The sequence below is a fragment of the Acidilutibacter cellobiosedens genome, from assembly GCF_004103715.1.
GTDB classification, from domain to species: Bacteria; Bacillota; Clostridia; order Tissierellales; family Acidilutibacteraceae; genus Acidilutibacter; species Acidilutibacter cellobiosedens.
In genome coordinates this window covers 3,087,852-3,103,826 of record NZ_CP035282.1, presented here as the reverse complement: position 1 = coordinate 3,103,826, position 15,975 = coordinate 3,087,852, and the positions used below count along the sequence as shown (strand labels likewise).

General features: G+C 30.4%; 14 protein-coding genes. All 14 read left to right on the top strand.

Features of this window, described 5'->3' with window-relative positions; genetic code table 11:
• The first annotated feature begins 4 nt into the window (after positions 1 to 4).
• The 14 genes from mfd (at position 5) to EQM13_RS14880 (ending at position 15,961) form a co-directional block, all read left to right on the top strand.
• Positions 5 to 3,523 carry a transcription-repair coupling factor gene (gene mfd, locus EQM13_RS14945; RefSeq protein ID WP_200796170.1) on the top strand — a complete coding sequence of 1,173 codons (3,519 nt, stop codon included), beginning with the start codon at positions 5 to 7 and terminating at the stop codon, positions 3,521 to 3,523.
• A gap of 27 nt (positions 3,524 to 3,550) precedes the next feature.
• Positions 3,551 to 4,531, top strand: coding sequence for a peptidylprolyl isomerase (locus EQM13_RS14940; RefSeq protein WP_083381980.1), 981 nt, complete (start codon positions 3,551 to 3,553; stop codon positions 4,529 to 4,531).
• Positions 4,532 to 4,750: 219 nt separating this feature from the next.
• The gene (spoVT, locus tag EQM13_RS14935) at positions 4,751 to 5,302 is read left to right on the top strand and encodes a stage V sporulation protein T (protein ID WP_071141113.1); all 552 of its coding nucleotides are present in this window, start codon (positions 4,751 to 4,753) and stop codon (positions 5,300 to 5,302) included.
• A gap of 127 nt (positions 5,303 to 5,429) precedes the next feature.
• Entirely contained in the window at positions 5,430 to 7,037 is a 1,608-nt protein-coding gene (locus EQM13_RS14930) for a putative polysaccharide biosynthesis protein (protein WP_071141112.1), read from the top strand.
• A gap of 31 nt (positions 7,038 to 7,068) precedes the next feature.
• On the top strand, positions 7,069 to 8,559 hold the full coding sequence (locus EQM13_RS14925; RefSeq protein WP_128753096.1) for a bifunctional methyltransferase/pyrophosphohydrolase YabN: 1,491 nt from the start codon (positions 7,069 to 7,071) through the stop codon (positions 8,557 to 8,559).
• A gap of 82 nt (positions 8,560 to 8,641) precedes the next feature.
• The gene (locus tag EQM13_RS14920; RefSeq protein ID WP_071141110.1) at positions 8,642 to 8,920 is read left to right on the top strand and encodes an HU family DNA-binding protein; all 279 of its coding nucleotides are present in this window, start codon (positions 8,642 to 8,644) and stop codon (positions 8,918 to 8,920) included.
• Positions 8,921 to 8,964: 44 nt separating this feature from the next.
• Positions 8,965 to 9,204 carry an RNA-binding S4 domain-containing protein gene (locus tag EQM13_RS14915; RefSeq protein ID WP_071141109.1) on the top strand — a complete coding sequence of 80 codons (240 nt, stop codon included), beginning with the start codon at positions 8,965 to 8,967 and terminating at the stop codon, positions 9,202 to 9,204.
• Between the two features lie 69 nt (positions 9,205 to 9,273).
• Entirely contained in the window at positions 9,274 to 9,555 is a 282-nt protein-coding gene (gene yabP, locus EQM13_RS14910; RefSeq protein WP_071141108.1) for a sporulation protein YabP, read from the top strand.
• A complete protein-coding gene (yabQ, locus tag EQM13_RS14905) occupies positions 9,552 to 10,049 on the top strand; it encodes a spore cortex biosynthesis protein YabQ (RefSeq protein WP_083381979.1) in 498 nt (165 codons plus the stop codon). Before yabP ends, yabQ begins: the two co-directional genes overlap by 4 nt.
• A gap of 49 nt (positions 10,050 to 10,098) precedes the next feature.
• The gene (locus EQM13_RS14900) at positions 10,099 to 10,407 is read left to right on the top strand and encodes an FtsB family cell division protein (RefSeq protein WP_071141107.1); all 309 of its coding nucleotides are present in this window, start codon (positions 10,099 to 10,101) and stop codon (positions 10,405 to 10,407) included.
• Positions 10,408 to 10,485: 78 nt separating this feature from the next.
• The gene (locus EQM13_RS14895) at positions 10,486 to 10,902 is read left to right on the top strand and encodes a S1 RNA-binding domain-containing protein (protein ID WP_071141106.1); all 417 of its coding nucleotides are present in this window, start codon (positions 10,486 to 10,488) and stop codon (positions 10,900 to 10,902) included.
• A 481-nt stretch (positions 10,903 to 11,383) separates the two neighbouring features.
• Positions 11,384 to 13,723 (top strand): stage II sporulation protein E, encoded by a 2,340-nt coding sequence (gene spoIIE / locus EQM13_RS14890; protein ID WP_161567269.1) that lies wholly within the window; start codon positions 11,384 to 11,386, stop codon positions 13,721 to 13,723.
• 107 nt (positions 13,724 to 13,830) lie between these two features.
• Positions 13,831 to 14,505: a response regulator transcription factor gene (locus EQM13_RS14885; protein ID WP_128753094.1), complete on the top strand. Its 675-nt coding sequence runs from the start codon at positions 13,831 to 13,833 to the stop codon at positions 14,503 to 14,505.
• Positions 14,495 to 15,961, top strand: a complete 1,467-nt coding sequence (locus tag EQM13_RS14880; protein ID WP_071141103.1) for a sensor histidine kinase — start codon at positions 14,495 to 14,497, stop codon at positions 15,959 to 15,961. Before EQM13_RS14885 ends, EQM13_RS14880 begins: the two co-directional genes overlap by 11 nt.
• Positions 15,962 to 15,975: the final 14 nt, after the last annotated feature.

The following is a 15,975-nucleotide window of genomic DNA, read 5'->3' as shown; positions in this document are numbered from 1 at the left end:
TTTGATGAGTGGAGACATGTTCATAGATTCATTAAAAAACATGCCGTCTTACAAAAAGCTTTTGGAAGAAATAAAAATGGGAAGTAGTCCCATTTCTATACATGGGTTAAATGATGATAACCTGGGGCATTTTTTTTATGGAATAAACAAACATAGCAAAAAACAAATATTAATTGTTACTAAAGACGAGTTAAAGGCGAAAAGTATATTTGAAGATTTAAAAAATTTTGCAAATAGTCATGTGGAAATTTTTCCGTCAAAAGAAATATTTTTCTATGATGTAGATGCCTTGAGCCTTGAAACTGTTCATGAAAGATTAAAAGTTATGACAAGGTTAATAAAGGGTGAGAAGATAGTAGTTGTGACTTGTATAGAAGCGATTCTTTCAAAAGTCATGAATGCGGAAATATTTAAAAAACTTTCTACTAAAATAAGATATGATGAGAAGCTAAATTTAAAAAAATTTGTGGAAGATTTAACTATTAAAGGTTATGAACGAGTAAATATGGTAGAGGGAAAAGGTCAATTCAGCGTTAGAGGAGGAATAATAGATTTCTTTTCTCCAGGAGAACAATTTCCAATAAGGATAGAATTATTTGATGATGAGATCGATTCTATAAGAAATTTTAATATTTCCGATCAAAGGTCTATGAACAAATTAGACTCTGCTTTTATACCTCCTGCAAAGGAAATACTTATTCTTGACGAATATAAAAGTAAAATTATAGAAGGAATAGAAAGAGATTTATCTAAGGTAAGTAAAAACAAAAGGATAAAAGATAAATCGGAAAAGCTTAATAAAAAATTTTTAAAATATATTGATGCTGTTGAAGGAAACTTGTCTATTGCCAATTCAGATTTAATAATTCCATATATTCCGGGAGAATATGTATCAAGTTTAGTTGACTATTTTTCTCAAGATAGTTTAATAGTTCTTCATGAATTTCAGAGAATTGAAGAAAAAGCAAATGAGTTGAAGGAACAATTTGTGTTTAAATTCTCAAACATATATGAGAGTGGAGAATTACTTCCAAACCATGAAAAAATACTATATAGGTATGATGAAATAATTAAGAAAGTCGAAGAGAAAATAACCATTATCACTATGTCATTGTTAAATGATGATTCAAAGTTTAATCCTAAAGTATCTATTAATTTTACTACAAAAGGAATGCAGTCATTTCATAATAATATGAATTTTTTGATAGAAGAATTAAATCATTATAAATACAGGGGATATAAGGTTATAATATTTTCAGGAACTGAGGAAAGAGGTATAAAATTAGAAAAAATTCTTCGTGAAAAGGGATTGGAGTGTTCCTTTGTTAAAGATAAAAACAGAGATATTAAATCCGGACAGGTTTTTATATTGGCAGGTACTGTAAACGGAGGATTTGAATATCCATTTATTAAACAAGTATTTATTAGCGATAATGAAATTTTTAAAGTTAAAAAGAAAAAAAGCAGAAAAATTGTAAAAAAAGATAAACAGGAAATTGTATCATTTTTAAACCTTAATGTTGGAGATTATGTAGTTCATGAAAATCATGGAATAGGTCAATATATAGGCATCGAACAACTTAATGTTCAGGGAATAAAGAAGGATTATTTTACCATTAAATATGCAGGTAATGACAAGCTTTATGTACCTGTTGATCAGATGAATTTAATTCAAAAATATATTGGTTCCGATGAAGCAAAACCCAAAATTAGTAGGCTCAGCAATTCAGATTGGACGAAAACAAAGAATAAAGCAAAGAAATCAATAGAGGACATGGCTAAAGATCTTCTTGAATTATACGCAAAGAGAGAGACATCAAAAGGGTTTGAATTTAGTAAGGATAATGTTTGGCAAGGCCAGTTCGAAGAGATGTTTCCTTATGAAGAAACAGAAGCTCAGCTAAGAAGCATAAATGAAATAAAAAAGGATATGGAAAAGCCCAAACCTATGGATAGACTTTTATGCGGAGATGTAGGATATGGGAAAACAGAGGTAGCCATAAGGGCAGCGTTTAAGGCAATTATGGACGGAAAACAGGTGGCTTTTCTTGTTCCAACAACTATATTGGCTCAGCAACATTATAATACTATTCAGGAAAGATTCGCTGGTTTTCCTATTAGGGTAGAAATGCTCAGCAGGTTTAAAACTCTTGGGGCACAGCATAAGGTAATTGTTGATTTAAAAAAGGGAATTGTAGATATGGTAATAGGTACCCACAGGCTTCTTTCACAGGATGTAAAATTCTATGATTTAGGGCTTATAATTATAGATGAGGAACAAAGATTTGGAGTCAAACATAAGGAAAAACTTAAGAGATTGAAAGAAAATGCGGATGTTTTGACTCTTACCGCTACGCCCATTCCAAGGACTCTTCATATGTCATTAATAGGAATAAGAGATATGAGTGTTTTGGATGAACCTCCGGAAGAAAGATATCCTGTTCAAACTTATGTGGTGGAATTTAATGAACAAATTATAAGAGATGCTATCATAAAGGAAATAAATAGAAATGGACAGGTTTATTACGTTTATAACAGGGTTGAAACAATCCATAAGGTGGCCAAAAAGCTTAAGGAACTTGTTCCAGAAGCAAGAATAATAGTAGGACATGGTCAAATGTCAGAAAGAGAACTGGAGAAGGTAATGCTAAGTTTTATTGATGGAGAATATGATGTACTTTTGTGTACTACTATTATTGAAACAGGTCTTGATATCCCTAATGTAAATACTATAATTGTTCAAGACTCTGACAAAATGGGACTTTCTCAACTTTATCAGTTAAGAGGCAGAGTTGGAAGAACAAATAGAGTTGCTTTTGCTTACTTTACCTATGAAAAAGACAAGGTTTTAAGCGAAGTGGCGGAGAAAAGACTGAGGGCCATAAAGGAATTCACTGAATTTGGTTCTGGTTTTAAAATTGCAATGAGAGATTTGGAAATAAGAGGAGCGGGAAATCTTTTAGGGGTAGAACAACATGGACATATTGAAGCCATAGGATATGATTTGTATGTGAAGTTTTTAAATGGAGCTATTAAAAAATTAAAAGGAGAAAAAGTAGAAGATGCTGTCGAAACCACTATTGAATTAAATATAAACGGATATATTTCAAAAGAGTATATTCCGGATGAAGAACAGAAAATAGAAATCTATAAAAAGATTGCAAGGACTGTTTCCAATGAGGATTATAATGACTTGGTTGATGAATTGATAGACAGGTTTGGAGATATTCCCCAAGAGGTAAAAAATTTAATAGATATTTCTTATATAAAGAATATTGCCAGCAAATGTTTGGTATCCGTTATTTTTCAAAAGAATGATATTATTAGTTTGGAATTTGATTCAATTAAGTATATAACTCCGGAACTCATACACTATCTTTCAGTAGAATATGGAATGAAGATTTCATTTGATCTGTCTGATAAACCTATATTTAAATTTAGGATAAAAAAAGATGTTATTAAAGAACTTAAAGAACTTATTGAAAAAATTAGTTGTTTTATATTTAAGGTAAATGATATATAATAATGTTAGCCACTCTAATAAGAAAGGATGTTTTCATTGGTAAATATGAAAAGAAGAATATTGATAATTTTTTTGGCAGTGATTATGATTTTGGCAAGCTTTGCAGGTTGTGAGAAGCTAAATAAAAATTCCGTTGCAACAGTAGATGGAGATAATATTTCTAAAGAAGAGTTTAACAAAAATTTTAATATGTATAAAAAAGCCTATGAATCACAATACGGTTCAGATATTATGTCTACAGTAGTGAGTGGAGACAAGACTTTTGAAGAAGTATTAAAAGAGAAAACTTTAGACTTATTAATTTCAGAAAAGCTAATAGTCGGAAGGGCAAATGAAAAGAAAATAGCTGTTTCTGAGAAGGACATAACAGATCAGATTAATAGCTATAAGGAAGAACTGGGAGGAGAGGAAAAATATACTCAATTCTTAAAGGATAATGATATGACTGAAGAGTATTTTAAGGACAATATAAAAAAAGAACTTCTTATTCAAAAATATAAAGATGATTATATAAATAATCTTAAAATTAGTAATGAAGATGCAAAGAAATACTTTGAAGAAAATAAGGATTCTTTTATAAAGATAAGAGCAAGTCATATATTACTCAAAACCGAAGATGAAGCTAAAAAAGTTGAGGAAAGATTGAAAAAGGGAGAAAAATTTAATGATTTAGCTTATGAATTGTCCATCGATAAAGTATCAGCTGCTAAGGGCGGAGATTTAGGTTACTTTACAAAAGGTCAGATGGTTGAAGAATTTGATAATGCAGCATTTGCTCTTAAAGTCGGGGAAGTAAGCGGAATTGTCAAAACGGATTATGGATTTCATATTATAAAAGTTGATGATAAAGTTGATCAATATGATAAATTAAAAGAAGACGTCATTGCCAGCTTAAAAGAGAAGAAATATAATGAATACTTGACTAAACTAAGAGATGAAGCGGATGTAAAAATATATTTAGATACCGCTACGAGTACTAAGACTAATAATAATGAAGAAAAGAAATAATTTCATAAGAGAGCAAAAAAGGCTTCCGTCAGAGAATTAATACGCTGGGAAGCCTTTTTTGAACCTATTTAAGTGAAGTTACATTTACTATATATAACCATTTTTTATCCAATTTAAAGTAATACTTTAACTTAACTTTACTATACATGTATAAAATACCTCTGATAGTAAAATAATAAGCATACATAAGTTTATATTATACTTCAAAGGAGGGAAAAAATGAAAGCTACTGGAATAGTAAGAAGAATCGACGATCTGGGTAGGGTTGTTATTCCTAAAGAAATCAGAAGAACTCTAAGAATAAGAGAAGGAGATCCCTTAGAGATATTTACTGATAGAGAAGGAGAGGTAATACTTAAAAAATATTCTCCTATTGGAGAGTTGAATGAATTTGCTACAGAATATTGTGAATCTTTGTATGAAGTTAATAATAATGTATGTGTGATTACAGACAGAGATACTATAATAGCAATTTCCGGAGGTTCAAAAAAGGAATTCTTGGATAAAAGAGTAAGTCCTGATCTCGAGAAAATAATGGAAGGAAGAAAAACTTATACGACAGATGAAGGCAATAGACCTGTTAAACTTTTCTATGAAGATGAAAATGCAGATAGATATACTGCTCAAGTAATAGCTCCCATTGTTATGCAGGGAGATCCTATAGGTACTGTAATTTTCTTTTCTAAAGAACCGAATGCTAATATGGGAGAAGTAGAAATAAAATTGGCAGAAACCGCTGCTGGGTTTCTTTCCAAACAAATGGAGAATTAATATAGCCTGCTTATAAAATGCAGGCTATATTAATTTGTCATAAATTTGTTTGATATAAAGTATATTTCTGATATAATAGAATTTATTAAAACGTTTAAATAAGCATTTAGCAGGAGGATTAATGAATATGAGTAAAGAAAAATTTTTAAAAGGAGCAGCGATTTTAGGAGTTGCCGGAATGATTGTTAAACTCTTAGGTGCTGTTTATAGACTTCCTATAAGTAATATAATTAAGACAGAAGGTATGGGTTACTATCAAACAGCTTATCCCCTGTATGTTTTGATACTTACTGTTTCTACATCAGGATTTCCTGTAGCGATTGCGAAATTAGTATCTGAAAAAAGAGCTTTAAGAGATTTTAAGGGAGCATATAAAATATTTAAAATTGCTTTGTTAGGATTATTTATATGCGGAATACTTTCAAGCATGCTTGTTTTGTTAAATGCGGAGTCAATAGTAGAGCATCTTGGAAATAAAAATGCATATTACGCATTAATCGCTCTTGTGCCGGCACTTTTTTTTGTTCCTATAATGTCTGCCTTCAGGGGATATTTTCAAGGGACTCAAAACATGAAACCCACAGCTTTATCTCAAATATCAGAGCAGCTTTTTAGGGTAATTGTCGGACTTTTTCTTACATATTACCTCTTGGATAAAGGGATACCTATAGCAGCAGGAGGAGCCTCTTTTGGTGGCTCTATAGGAGCTATAGCGGGAACCCTTTCCATAGTATGGATTTATTTTCTAAATAGAAAAAAGATGAATAAGGAGATAAGAAGTTCTTTAAATGCTAAGGAAGAATCGGTAAGCAGAATCATAAAAAATTTACTTATTATAGCCATACCTATAACAATAGGGGCTTCCATTGCCCCAATAATGGATACTATAGATGCGGCAATAGTTTTAAGACGTCTTCAAAGTATAGGATTTTCTGAATTTGAATCAAATAATCTTTACGGACAACTTAAAGGTCTTGCTCAAACATTGATTAATTTACCTCAAGTGTTTTCTATGGCTTTAGCTATAAGCCTTGTGCCATCTATATCGGAAGCTTATACAAAGAGAAACTACAGCGAAGTTAAAAGTATTACATCCTCGGGATTAAGAATTACTTTGCTTATAGGACTTCCCTGTGCTTTTGGCTTATTTGTCCTTGGGAAACCGATTATTAAACTTTTATATTTTAAGAATGATATTGAATCATTGAATAATACCGGAGAGATACTTCAACTTCTTTCATTTGGAGTAATATTTTTAACCATGGTACAGTCCTTAACGGCAATGCTTCAAGGTATGGGAAGGCCCTTTGTTCCCGTAAAAAATCTTTTTTTAGGTGCTGTTGTTAAAACTTTTCTCACTTATATATTAACGGGAATTTCTTGGATAAATGTGAAGGGTGCTGCCATTAGTACAGTAGTAGCTTATTTTATTGCCGGAATGTTGGATTTATCTGCAGTAAAAAGATATTCGAAGGTTAAATTTAATATGAAAGAAGTATTTATTAAACCTTTTTTGTCTTCCTTAGGAATGGCAGTAGCGGCTTTCTTAGGATATAGACTTTTTGAGGGAATATTAGGAGGTAAAATTTCTACTTTAATAGGAATATTTATAGGAGTGATTGTTTATTTTATACTTTTAATAATTACAGGAGCCATTACCAATGAGGATTTTAAAATTCTTCCCAAAGGAGACAAAATTGCAGGAATCCTTTATAAATTAAAGTTACTTAAATAATAATATTATGATAAAATAAGGAGAAGATAATATGGGGAAGATATATGTATTAGGGTTAGGACCTGGAGATGTAGGAAGCTTAACTTTAAAAGTTGTTGAAAGGCTTAACAGTGGAGACAAAAATTATTTAAGGACTGAGAAACATCCTATTATAGACTATATTAAGGGGAAAAATATTTCCTATGAGACTTATGATTACGTATATGAAAAAAAGGATAAATTTGAAGATATTTATGAATTCATAGCTAAGGATCTAATAGAAAAATCTAAGGAATTTAATATAATAAATTATTTTGTTCCAGGGAATCCTATTGTGGCGGAAAAAAGTGTCGAGATTCTTTTGGAGATGGAGAAACAAAAAAGAGTGGAGTTGGAAATAATCCCAGGAATGAGTTTCATCGATCCTATACTTATTGCAGTAAATCGTGACCCTATAGATGGATTAAAATTAATAAACGGTATAAACTTAAAGCCTTATTATGTCGATATAAATACGGATATGATTATAACACAAGTATACAATAGCAGAATAGCATCGGAAGTAAAGATTATTTTATCAGAAATATATGGCGATGAATTTGAAATATATGTAATAAATGCTGCAGGAATTGAGGGAAAAGAAAAAATATTTAAAATACCTATTTATGGGCTTGACAGAATAAAGGAAATAAGCTATCTTACAAGTATATATATTCCTAAGGTGGATAAAATAAATAAAAAATTATATGATTTTAATGATCTCCTTAGTTTGGTAGAAAGGTTAAGAGGAGAAGACGGCTGTCCCTGGGATAGAGAGCAGACCCATTTATCGATAAGAGAATGTGCTATTGAAGAGGCTTATGAGGTAGTAGATGCAATAGATCAGGGAGATATTGATAATTTAGTTGAAGAGTTGGGGGATTTGATTCTTCAGGTCATTTTTCACAGTCAGATAGGAAGTGAAGATGGAAATTTTAATATATGGGATGTTACCACAAAAATATGTAATAAACTTATAGATAGACATCCTCACGTTTTTGAAGAAAAAAAAGTAGAAAATTCTGAGGAAGTAGTATATAATTGGAATGATATAAAATTTAAAGCTCAAAATATTGTAAGTTACACAGAGAGACTAAAAAGTATTCCTCCCCTTCCTTCCCTTATGAGAAGTTATAAGGTGCAAGAAAGGGCTAAGGAAGTAGGTTTTGATTGGAATAATGTAGATGGAGCTGTTTCAAAGATTAAGGAGGAATATTTAGAAGTACTTGAAATCTTAAATAATTTTAAAGGTGGTGATATGGATAGATTAGAAGAAGAACTGGGAGATTTATTATTTTCGGTAGTAAACGTTTGTAGATTTTTTAATATCAATCCGGAAGTAATTCTTAACAAAAGTATAAATAAGTTTATTAACAGGTTTGAGGAAATGGAAAATTTAAGTAACCAAAGAAACAAGGATTTAAAAGAAATGACTTTAGAAGAAATGGATGAACTATGGAATCTATCAAAGATACATAAAAATAAACGATTTGATAAAAATTAGTGTTTAAAAGAAGGATTTTCAAGATTAGCATAGAAATAAAGATATAAACTGATTTAAACAATTAGTAAGGAGGAATAAATTTATGAACAAAGCTGAATTAGTTTCCAGCATAGCTGAAAAAAGTAATTTGACAAAGAAGGACACAGAGAATGCTTTAAATGCATTTATGAAGGTAGTGGAGGAAGCTCTGGCAAAAGGAGATAAGGTTCAATTAGTTGGTTTTGGAACTTTTGAAGTAAGAGAAAGAAAAGCCAGAGAAGGAAGGAATCCAAGGAATCCTGAAGAAGTTATTCAAATTCCAGCCTCAAAAGCTCCAGTGTTTAAAGCTGGCAAGGCATTAAAAGAAATAGTGAATAAGTAAGAAAAATCAGGTCTTTGACCTGATTTTTTTATGGAGGGGATTTCATGAGAATCGATAAGTTTTTAAAAAATTCAAGAATAATAAAAAGAAGGACTGTAGCTAAGGAATCATGTGATCAAGGAAGAGTCATTATTAATGGAAAAATAGCAAAACCGGGGGATGAAGTTGAAGTAGGAGACATAGTTGAAATTAAATTTGGTCAGGGTATCATGAAGATAGAAGTATTAAGTGTACAGAATAATGTGAGCAGGGATAATTCTAAGGAAGTATTTAAAGTATTGTAAAGGGCTTTTGTAATAAAAGCCTTTTTTTTTTCATAATATTTAATAGAATATGATAAGGGGGATAGGCCTATGGGTGAAAATAAAACGACTTTTACAACTCAAAACATAATTCTTGAAAATAGAGGTAATCTTACTATTACCGGGATAGAGCAAGTGGAGAGCTTTAATGATAATACCATTATATTGAATTCAATTAAAGGAGGAATAGTTATAAAAGGAAATGAGCTGAATATAAGCAATTTAAACTTAGAAAAGGGGAATTTAAACATAGAAGGGACAATTAATAGTATTACTTATTCTAACAAGGATAACATAGGTAAAAACAGCTTATTTGGGAAGATGTTTAAATGATTTTTGGAGTGGTAAGTATGGATAGTTCTCTTAAAATACAGGGGTATATATTTTTGAGTACTGTTTATGGCGGATTGATGATAGGACTTATATATGATTTATATAAGGTTATTAGATATTTTTTGAAACCGAAGAAATTCGCAACTTATATTGAAGACTTATTCTTTTGGATTATAGCCGCCTTAGTAATATTTAATATATTATTAAAAAGTAATTGGGGAGAATTAAGAGGATATGTATTTTTGGGATTCTTTATAGGAATATTGTTGTATTTAAAAATACTTGAAAAAGTTGTATTTAAAATACTATTTTTTATTTTTGGGTCTTTAATAAAAGGATTTAAAAAAGTTTTTTCAATAATTTTTTATCCCGTTATAATTTTAAAAAGAAAATTGAAACTAAGAACAAAGAAAGTAAAAAATATAAGACATATTTTTAACAGAATGATAAAAGATGTTGGAAAATATAAAGATATAATATCAAAAAAGAAATAGAGGATTTTTAAAATTGGTGTAGAATATTCTATATTAAGGTGGTGATCTTATGAAGAAAAACAAGAGAATTAAAATTAGGCATTTATTTATTTTATTCTTTGCTTTATATATTGGCAGTGCTATTATTAGTCAGCAAAAGATGTTTAAAAACTTATCCCAAGAAAAGGCTCAAAAGGTGCAGGAAGTAAAAGAAATTAAAAAACAAATTAATGAAATAGATAAAGAAATTGATCAAAGTAATACCTTAGAATTTGTAGAAAAAACTGCAAGGGAAGATTTGAATATGGTAAAGCCAAGGGAGATCATGTACGTTGACCTTAATAAGAGTAATAATGCCTTTCTCAAAGGAAGAAAATAAACGGATTAAATTGACATAAACAAATTTTTAATATATACTTAAGAGAGAAAAAATTTTATAAGGAGGAGTATTTTATATATGCCTGTAACTGTAGGAGAGGTAGTTGACGGCACTATTACCGGAATAACAAATTTTGGAGCATTTATACAATTGGCTGAGGGAAAGACTGGGTTAGTTCATATTTCAGAAATCTCAGATCATTATGTTCAAAAGGTTAGCGATTATCTGAAAAAGGATCAAAAGGTGAAGGTGAAGGTTCTTTCTATCTCTAAAGAAGGGAAAATAAGCCTTTCTATCAGACAAGCCAAACCTAAAACTAATATGCCTGTTGAAATAGATTGGGGAAAAACTGATGAAAAACAAAAACTTTTAACTTTCGAAGATAAGCTTTCAAAATTTTTAAAAGAAAGTAATGAAAGGCAAGATCAACTCAAGTCAAGGGAAAATAGAAGGGGACTTGGTCAAAAGAAAAGCAAAAGCACAGTGGATTCATAAGATTCATAAACCGGATTAATCCGGTTTTTTTATAATTCAGAGGAAAATTATGATTTCCTTAATGTGCATTTTCCATTAAATGAGTTTCAAAAAGGGTTTCCTTAAGGTGTTAATACTTTAATGAAAGCCTTTTTTATAATCCATAGGAAAGTCCTAATTTTTCTTACTTTATACTTGACCTTAAATGGGCTTCAAGAAAGGCTTCTTTAGTAGAGGCCTTTTTTTATTTCTGTTAAAGTTGGGTTAATAAACAATATTATACATTACATATAAAAATTTGGTATGTTAACTTTAGAGTTAATAATATACACATACTGCAAGTTAAGAAATAGAACTTTACATTAAAAAAATAAAGGAAAAATATAATAATTACTCCGAATTTATGTCTAAATATTTTATTTTTCAGATTACCAGTATTGACAACTTTTTCCCTTGATACTTGATAAAGTATATACAAAAATAAGTGAAAGGGATGAAAACAATGATAGATATGATTTCTTCAAAGAGGAGAAGAATAGCAGATCAATTTCAATTTAATAAAGAGGCTGTTTTTATTGGTATATTAGGATTCTTTTTATCCAGAGGGGTGATACTTGGAGAACTTACTCCTTTTGGTGTTTCATTTTTTTCCAGTTATCTTTTAAATAATAATTCCATAGGTCTTTTATTGATTATATCATTAGGGTTATTGTCTTTTCATGGGATTAAAGGTTTTGTTTATATTTTTTCAATGATAGGAATTTATTTTTTTTATGAAATATTGAAAAGAAAAAGAAAAATTTCTTATATCAAGATGTCTTTTCTTTCTTCTTTGGTGTTTCTTTTTACAAGAATATTGTTTTTAATAATATTCAGGCATTACTATATATATGATTTTTTAATTGTTTTTTTTGAAGGAATAGTAGTGTTTACGATGACCTATATATTTTTCTTCAGTACCGTAATAGAAAATAACAATTTCGATATTATTACAAACGAGAAAACTATATGTACATTCATTACTCTTGCTTTAGCGTTGTCAGGGGTAAAAAATGCAGGCGTTTTAGGTATCTCAGTTAAAAATATAATAAGCATATTTACTGTAATATCTTTTGGATATATTTATGGCGCTTCTCTCGGTGGAGCAATGGGAATAGCTGTTGGAATGATATCTTATTTGCCAGAAACAAATATGCCATTTTTAATATCTATATTTGGACTTTCAGGCCTTATGTCGGGAGTATTTAAGGACCTGGGAAAGACTGGAGCAATACTGGGGTTTTTAATGGGAAACAGTATCATGAACTTTTATATCAGCGGGTTTAATTCAAGTTTATTGAATTTAAAGGAAATAGGAATAGGGGCAATTTTATTTTTAATCTTCTCATCCAGAATAGAAAAGTTTTTTTCCGATTTTTTAAAGAACCCTAGAGAATTAAAAAAAGATGAAAACATGGGGAAAAGGATACAGGGTATCGTTTCAAACAGAATTGAAAGAATCTCCAACGTTTTTTCCGAGATGGGAGAGGTCTTTGTCCATGCTGCGGAAAAAGAAACAGACGGGAATTCGGAAGATATGTATGATCTTATTGATGGAATAGCCAATACCGTATGTAATAAATGTTCACTAAATAAATTTTGCTGGGGAGAGGATTTTTATACTACTTATTATTCTATGTTTAATCTTATAGAAAAGATTGAAACGGAGGAAGAGATAAGGGAAGAGAACTTACCGGAGCTTTTTAGGAAAAGATGTGTGAAAGTAGAAGACATGATTGAAAACATATATAAATATTATGATATTCATAAGATAAATTATACTTGGAAGAAAAGAGTATCAGAAAACAGAAAGCTTGTGTCGGAACAGTTCAAGGAGATTTCAGAAATAATGAAGGAGTTAGTTGAAGACATTAATGCTCCCATAGTTTTTAATAGGGATTTGGAAGAAATAATATATACCGAATTAAAAAATAATAAGATAAATGTTTCCAATGTAAATGTGTTGGAATCAAGTAAAAGGAAATTAGAAATCTTTGTCGAGGTAAAAAATACTTGTGAAAACGAAAATATGGAGAATTCCATCAAAGAAATTCTTTCAGATATATTGAAAATAGAATTAAGCGGAGAATTTAATTTGAGCGAATCGAAGAAAAAGAATCAAATTTATAAATTCACTCAGGCAAAGAAGATAAGTGCTATGACCAGCTTTTCAACAATTTATAAAGAGGGGAACCATATCTCGGGAGATACTTTTACCTATATGGAAAGTAAAGATAACTATTATATAGCATTAAGTGATGGTATGGGGGCAGGGCAAAAAGCAAATTCAGAAAGCAATACAGCTATATCTATGCTGGAAAAATGTTTAGAAGCAGGATTTAATAAAGAAATGGTTTTAAGCACTATTAATTCCATGTTGTTTCTTAAAGGCAATGAAGAAACATTTGTTACTTTGGATATTTCCGCTATTGATTTATTTAACGGAAAACTTCAGACAATCAAAACAGGAGCAGCTCCCACTTTTATAAAAAAGAAAAATGGAGTAAAAATGATAAATTCTCAGTCTTTACCTGTAGGAATGCTGAAGGACGTAGACTTTCAAGTTTGCGAGGAATATCTTGAAGACGGAGATTTTATCATAATGATGTCGGATGGAGTATTGGATTCAAATGAAGAAGTAATTGACAAGGAAGAATGGATGATGGAGGTGATTAAGAATATTAAAAGTATTAATCCTCAAACCATATCTAAAGAAATTATAGAGGAGGCGAAAAGAAAATATAAAGACTATATAAAAGATGACACAACCGTATTGGTAACTAAAATATGGAAGAATAGGTGAGATAAATTTAGATATAATTCAAAAAACCTTCACTCAGCCATCACATAAAATACAGGAAATATTATATAATGAGAATATGAACCTGATGGAAGGCGAGGTATTGATATATGTATAAAATTCTTGTAGTTGATGATGAAGAGAAGATAAGAGCATTAATAAAAAAATATGCGGTTTTTGAAGGTCATGAAGTCGTGGAAGCGAAGGATGGCATGGAAGCTATAAGTATTTGTAAAAATCAGGATTTTGATATTATTATCCTTGATATTATGATGCCTGAATTAGACGGGTTTTCTACCTGTAGGGAGATACGAAAATATAAGACAATTCCTGTAATCATGCTTTCTGCTCGAGGAGAAGAATATGATAAAATACATGGATTTGAATTGGGTATAGATGATTATGTGGTAAAACCTTTTTCTCCAAAAGAATTGATGATGAGGGTAAATGCTATAATTAAGCGCAGCAGTCCAAGCAATGAAGAAATAAAAAAGGAAATAATAAGTTTTGAAGGGCTTACCGTAGATTTTACAGGCAGAATTGTTTATATAGATAATAAAAGGATTAATATGTCTCCAAAGGAATATGATTTGTTTTTTTATCTTGTTAAAAATAGAGGAATTGCATTGACGAGGAAGAAAATTATTACCGATGTATGGGGGTACGATTTTTTTGGAGATGACAGAACTTTAGATACCCATATAAAACTTCTCCGTAAAAGCCTTGAACGTTATGGCAAATATATTGTTACGCTTAGAGGGGTGGGGTATCGATTTGAAACTTAATTTTAATGGTTTTAGCATTAAATGGAAAATATTTTCTTATTTAGCAGGACTTATTTCTTTCATTATTATACTCTTATGGCTGTTCCAAATTGTATTCTTAGACAGTTTCTATAAACATATAAAAATAAAAAATATTGAGAATTCTGCTGAGATTATCTCGAAAAACATAGACGATGAGGACATAGGAACCATTATCAAGAGTATATCCCAGGAAAATGACATATGTATAAGGGTAATAGACGAGGAAGGAAGAAGTCTATATTCCTCTTATGTAATGTTTGATTGTATAATTCGTAAGATGCCATACAGTGAAATATATCATTTTTTTAAACAAGCTCAGGATAAAGGCGGAACAACATTTGAACTTTTACCACAGAATATTTCGAAGGATAGGGAAGACATAAACAGAAATATTATTGGGAGGTATCCTCCTCCCAATAATATAACTCAAAGCATAATCTATGGCACTATTGTAAAAAGAAATGATGGACTTCCATTGATGGTTATGCTAAATTCTACTATTTCTCCTGTAAATGCCACTGTGGAAACATTAAGAGTTCAACTTATATACATTACTGTAATTTTAATTATATTGTCTGTTTTTCTGGCATTTTTTATTTCAAGGAAAATATCACAACCGATTATTAAAATAAATGACTCGGCCAAAGAACTTGGAAAGGGGAATTATGATATCAAATTTGAAGGGAAAGGATATCTTGAAATTTCAGAATTAAATAGTACGTTAAATTATGCTGCAAAAGAGCTTTCCAAGGTTGAAAGCCTTAGAAGAGAATTGATTGCAAATGTTTCTCATGATCTTAGAACACCTCTTACCATGATTACCGGATATGGAGAAGTAATCCGCGATATCCCCGGAGAAAATACGCCTGAAAATGTTCAGATTATTATTGATGAAGCAAAAAGACTTACGGATCTTGTAAATGATATGTTGGATATTTCAAAACTTCAATCCGGTATTCAGGAATTGGATAAAAGAGATTTTAATATTACTGAAACTATAAGGGAAGTATTAAAAAGGTATACAAAACTTACAGAGCAAGATGGGTATAGGATCGAATTCATCTATGATGACGACGTTTATGTAAATGCAGACGAAATAAAAATTGTACAGGTTATTTATAATTTAATTAATAATGCTATTACTTATACTGGCAAAGATAAGTTTGTGGAAGTCCGTCAGAAATTAATGAAGGGCCATGTGAGAATTGAGGTTATAGATACAGGAGAGGGTATATCGGAAGAGAATCTGCCGCTTATTTGGGATAGATACTATAAAGTAGATAAGACTCATAAACGGGCTTCAATTGGCACAGGTTTGGGGCTTTCCATTGTTAAAATGATTCTTGATATGCACGATCTTGAATATGGAGTAATAAGTAAAGAGGGCCAAGGAAGTACATTTTGGTTTGAACTAAGTACTATAAAAATAGAATAATGTAAATTATCTGC